Consider the following 3832-nt stretch of genomic DNA (forward strand, 5'->3'; position numbering starts at 1 on the left):
CAAAAAAAGGAAAAGATGGTGTTGAAGCTATTGGTAAAATAATGTCAACTCTTAGAGCCAACGTTTCTGATTCTTTACTTGGGAAAACAGTAATATCAAAAAGAGATTTTAGTCTTGGATACGAAGGATTACCAAAATCTGATGTTATTCAATTTGTATTAGAAGATAATACATATATTACAGCTAGACCTTCTGGAACAGAACCAAAAATAAAATATTACTTCTGTGTTGTTGGAAAAACAGAGACAGAAGCAAATGAGAAATTAATGAAAATTATGAAAGAGTTTGAGGAGTTTGTAGATGAAAAAAGTTACTAAAGCAGTTATACCTGCAGCAGGATTAGGAACTAGAGTTTTACCCGCAACAAAAGCCCAGCCCAAAGAGATGTTGGTCATAGTTGATAAGCCATCCCTACAATATATAGTTGAGGAACTAGTAGAATCAGGAATAGAAGATATACTAATTGTAACTGGAAGAAATAAAAATTCTATTGAGGATCATTTTGATCACTCTTATGAGTTAGAAAATACTTTAGCTAGACATGGAAAGGATGAACTTTTAGAAAAAGTTGAAACTATTCACGGAATGGCAAATATATATTATGTTAGACAAAATCATCCATTAGGACTTGGACATGCAATACTAAAAGCAAAAAGTTTTATAGGAGATGATCCTTTTGTTATAGCTCTTGGAGATGATATTATGTATAATCCAGAGAAAGAGGTAACAAAACAATTAATTGAGAAGTATGAAGAGTATGGGTCTTCTATAATTGGAGTTCAAGAGGTTGAATCTAAAGATGTATCTAAATATGGAGTTATAAAACCAGTGAAAGATTTAGATTCTAAAACTGTAGTAATGTGTGATTTTGTGGAAAAACCAAAGTTAGAAGAAGCACCATCACTGAAAGCTTGTTTAGGAAGATATCTGTTAACACCTGATGTATTTCAATACTTAGAAAATACAGCTCCAGGTGCAGGTGGAGAGATTCAACTTACAGATGGAATTTTAGCTATGATAAATGATAATAAAAAAGTTTTAGCTTATAATTTTGATGGAACAAGATATGACATTGGAAATAAAATTGGATTATTAAAAGCTAATATTGAGTTTGGTTTACGTAACAGTGAAACAAGTGAGGAGTTGAAAGAGTATTTAAGAACTATAGAGATATAAGGAAGTGAGAAGATGAAAGGGATAATACTAGCAGGTGGTTCAGGAACGAGACTATATCCTGTGACTAAAGCAATAAATAAACAGGTAATACCAATATATGATAAACCTATGATATATTATCCTCTTTCTATTCTTATGCTTGCTTGGATAAGAGAGATATTGATAATTTCTACAGCTAGAGATATTTTAGTATTTCAAGAGTTACTAGGAGATGGAAAAGAGTTAGGTTTATCTATTAGTTATGAGATTCAAGAATCACCAAAAGGATTAGCTGAAGCCTTTATAATAGGTGAAGAGTTTATAGATGATGATTCTGTGGCACTAATTTTAGGAGATAACCTTTTTTATGGTCACGGATTTACAGGAATGCTAGAAAAAGCTGTAAGCAATAAGCGTGGAGCGACAATTTTTGGTTACTATGTAAAAAATCCAAAAGATTTTGGAGTAGTAGAGTTTGATAGTGATGGAAAGGTAGTTTCTTTAGAAGAAAAACCTAAAAATCCAAAATCTAACTACGCTATTCCCGGAATATATTTCTATGACAATAGTGTTATAGAGAAAGCTAAAGCAGTACTTCCATCAGAAAGAGGGGAGTTAGAAATAACCTCTATAAATGAGATGTATTTAAAAGAAAATACACTAAATGTTATAAGCCTTGGAAGAGGTATGGCTTGGCTTGATACAGGAACTTTTGATGGACTTTTAGAAGCTAGTAACTTTGTAAAAACTATTCAAACTAGACAAGGAATTATGATTGCATGTCTAGAGGAAATAGCATATAATAAAGGTTGGATAGATGATATCAAACTTTTAGAGCGTAGTAGATCTCTAGAGAAAACATCTTATGGAGAGTATCTGCTTAGTTTATTAAAAAACCATGATTAATTCATGGTTATTTTTTTATGAGGTGATTTTATGATGACAGGACTAGTGGTAATAGAACCAAAAATATATAGTGATGAAAGAGGATTTTTTTATGAATTCTTCAATAAACAACAACTTTTAAAATATGGAATAGATGAGGAGTTTGTACAAGGAAATCACTCTAAAAGTAGTTTTGGAGTATTGAGAGGGTTACATTTTCAAAAACAGCAAGCTCAAGGAAAACTAATAAGAGTATTAAAAGGAGAGATTTTAGATGTTGTTGTAGATTTAAGAAAGGGTAGTGAAACCTTTGGAAAATATTTTAAAATAGTTTTAAGTGAAAATAACAAAAAAATGCTGTTTGTACCTAAAGGTTTTGCTCATGGTTTTTTAACACTACAAGATGATACAGAGATAGAGTATCTATGTACAGATTTCTATGCACCAGCTTTTGAGTCAGGAGTATTGTGGAGTGATAAAGATTTGAAGATAGATTGGGAACTAGAAAAGTATGGTTTAAAAGTGAAGGATCTAATAATATCTGAAAAAGATAAAAACCAAAGTACACTAAAAGAGTTTTTAGAAAAAGGTGGTGAGATAAATTGATACTGATAACAGGTGGAGCAGGACAATTAGCTACAGAGTTTCAAAGATTTTTTAAGAAAAATAGTATAGATTTCTTAGCACCAAATAGACTAGAGTTGGATATAACTGATTTTGATAAAGTGAGAGATTATATTTTAAAAAATGATGTAGGTTTAGTAATTAACTGCGCTGCATATAATTTAGTTGATAAAGCTGAAGAGGAAAAGGATAGTGCATATATGATAAATGCCTATGCAGTTGAAAATTTAGCTAAAATATGTAGAGAAAGAAAGATTGAGTTTGTAACATATTCTACAGACTTTGTTTTTGATGGAAATAAAGGTAATGAATACATCGAAGAGGATGAGATAAATCCAATATCTGTCTATGGGCGTAGTAAAGCTTTAGGAGAGAGATTAGCTTTAGAAGAAAATCGAAAAACTTTTATTTTTAGAGTATCTTGGGTTTTTGGTGAAGAGGGTAAAAACTTTATAGAACAGGTAAAAACTTGGGCTAATACTAGAGAGAGTATAAAAATAGCTACAGATCAAATATCATCTCCTACAAGTACAAAAGATATAGTTGAAATAACTTGGAAAATATTAAATTTAAGAGATAGAGATTATGGAATATATCATCTAAGTGGTTCTGAAGAAACATCTCGTTATGAACAAGGAAAATATATTTTAGAAAGGTTAGGATATAAAGGAAATATTTTAGAGGGAAGATGTTTAGATTTTACATCTTATGATATTAGACCTAAATATTCAAAATTAAGTAGCAGAAAAATAGAGAATATTTTGCGAATAAAAATACCTAACTGGCGTAGTAGAGTTGATGAGTATTTAAAGGTTGGAAAAACTTATTTAGTAACAGGTGGAGCAGGGTTTATTGGTGCAAACTTTGTTAAATATATGTTAGAAAAGCATAACGATATAAAGTTAGTTGTACTAGATAAACTAACTTATGCAGGAAATCTTGGAACAATAAGAGAGGAGTTAAAAGACTCAAGAGTTTCTTTTGTTAAGGGAGATATCTGTAATAGAGAACTAGTTGAAAATATATTTATGCAACATGATATCGATTATGTTGTAAACTTTGCAGCAGAGAGTCATGTAGATAGAAGTATAGAAAATCCTCAGATATTTTTAGAGACAAATATACTTGGAACGCAAAATCTAATGGAAGTTGCTAAAACTTTCTGGAC

Annotated in this window: 4 protein-coding genes and 2 pseudogenes; all 6 read left to right on the forward strand. The window is 30.6% G+C overall.

Features of this window, described 5'->3' with window-relative positions:
• A pseudogene (locus HMPREF0202_RS06700) lies at positions 1-317 on the forward strand (phospho-sugar mutase); the annotation flags it as partial.
• Positions 301-1176: a UTP--glucose-1-phosphate uridylyltransferase GalU gene (galU, locus tag HMPREF0202_RS06705; RefSeq protein ID WP_023052354.1), complete on the forward strand. Its 876-nt coding sequence runs from the start codon at positions 301-303 to the stop codon at positions 1174-1176. The pseudogene HMPREF0202_RS06700 and the gene galU, both read left to right, overlap by 17 nt.
• A 12-nt stretch (positions 1177-1188) precedes the next feature.
• Positions 1189-2061 (forward strand): glucose-1-phosphate thymidylyltransferase RfbA, encoded by an 873-nt coding sequence (rfbA, locus tag HMPREF0202_RS06710; RefSeq protein WP_023052355.1) that lies wholly within the window; start codon positions 1189-1191, stop codon positions 2059-2061.
• Positions 2062-2091: 30 nt separating this feature from the next.
• Positions 2092-2646: a dTDP-4-dehydrorhamnose 3,5-epimerase gene (gene rfbC / locus HMPREF0202_RS06715; RefSeq protein ID WP_023052356.1), complete on the forward strand. Its 555-nt coding sequence runs from the start codon at positions 2092-2094 to the stop codon at positions 2644-2646.
• Positions 2643-3416, forward strand: a pseudogene (gene rfbD, locus HMPREF0202_RS15495) (dTDP-4-dehydrorhamnose reductase); the annotation flags it as partial. The gene rfbC and the pseudogene rfbD, both read left to right, overlap by 4 nt.
• A 123-nt stretch (positions 3417-3539) precedes the next feature.
• Positions 3540-3832: GDP-mannose 4,6-dehydratase (locus HMPREF0202_RS15500; protein WP_245576454.1), on the forward strand; the 293-nt coding region annotated here is incomplete at its 3' end.

This window comes from Cetobacterium somerae ATCC BAA-474, assembly GCF_000479045.1.
Lineage (GTDB): Bacteria > Fusobacteriota > Fusobacteriia > Fusobacteriales > Fusobacteriaceae > Cetobacterium_A > Cetobacterium_A somerae.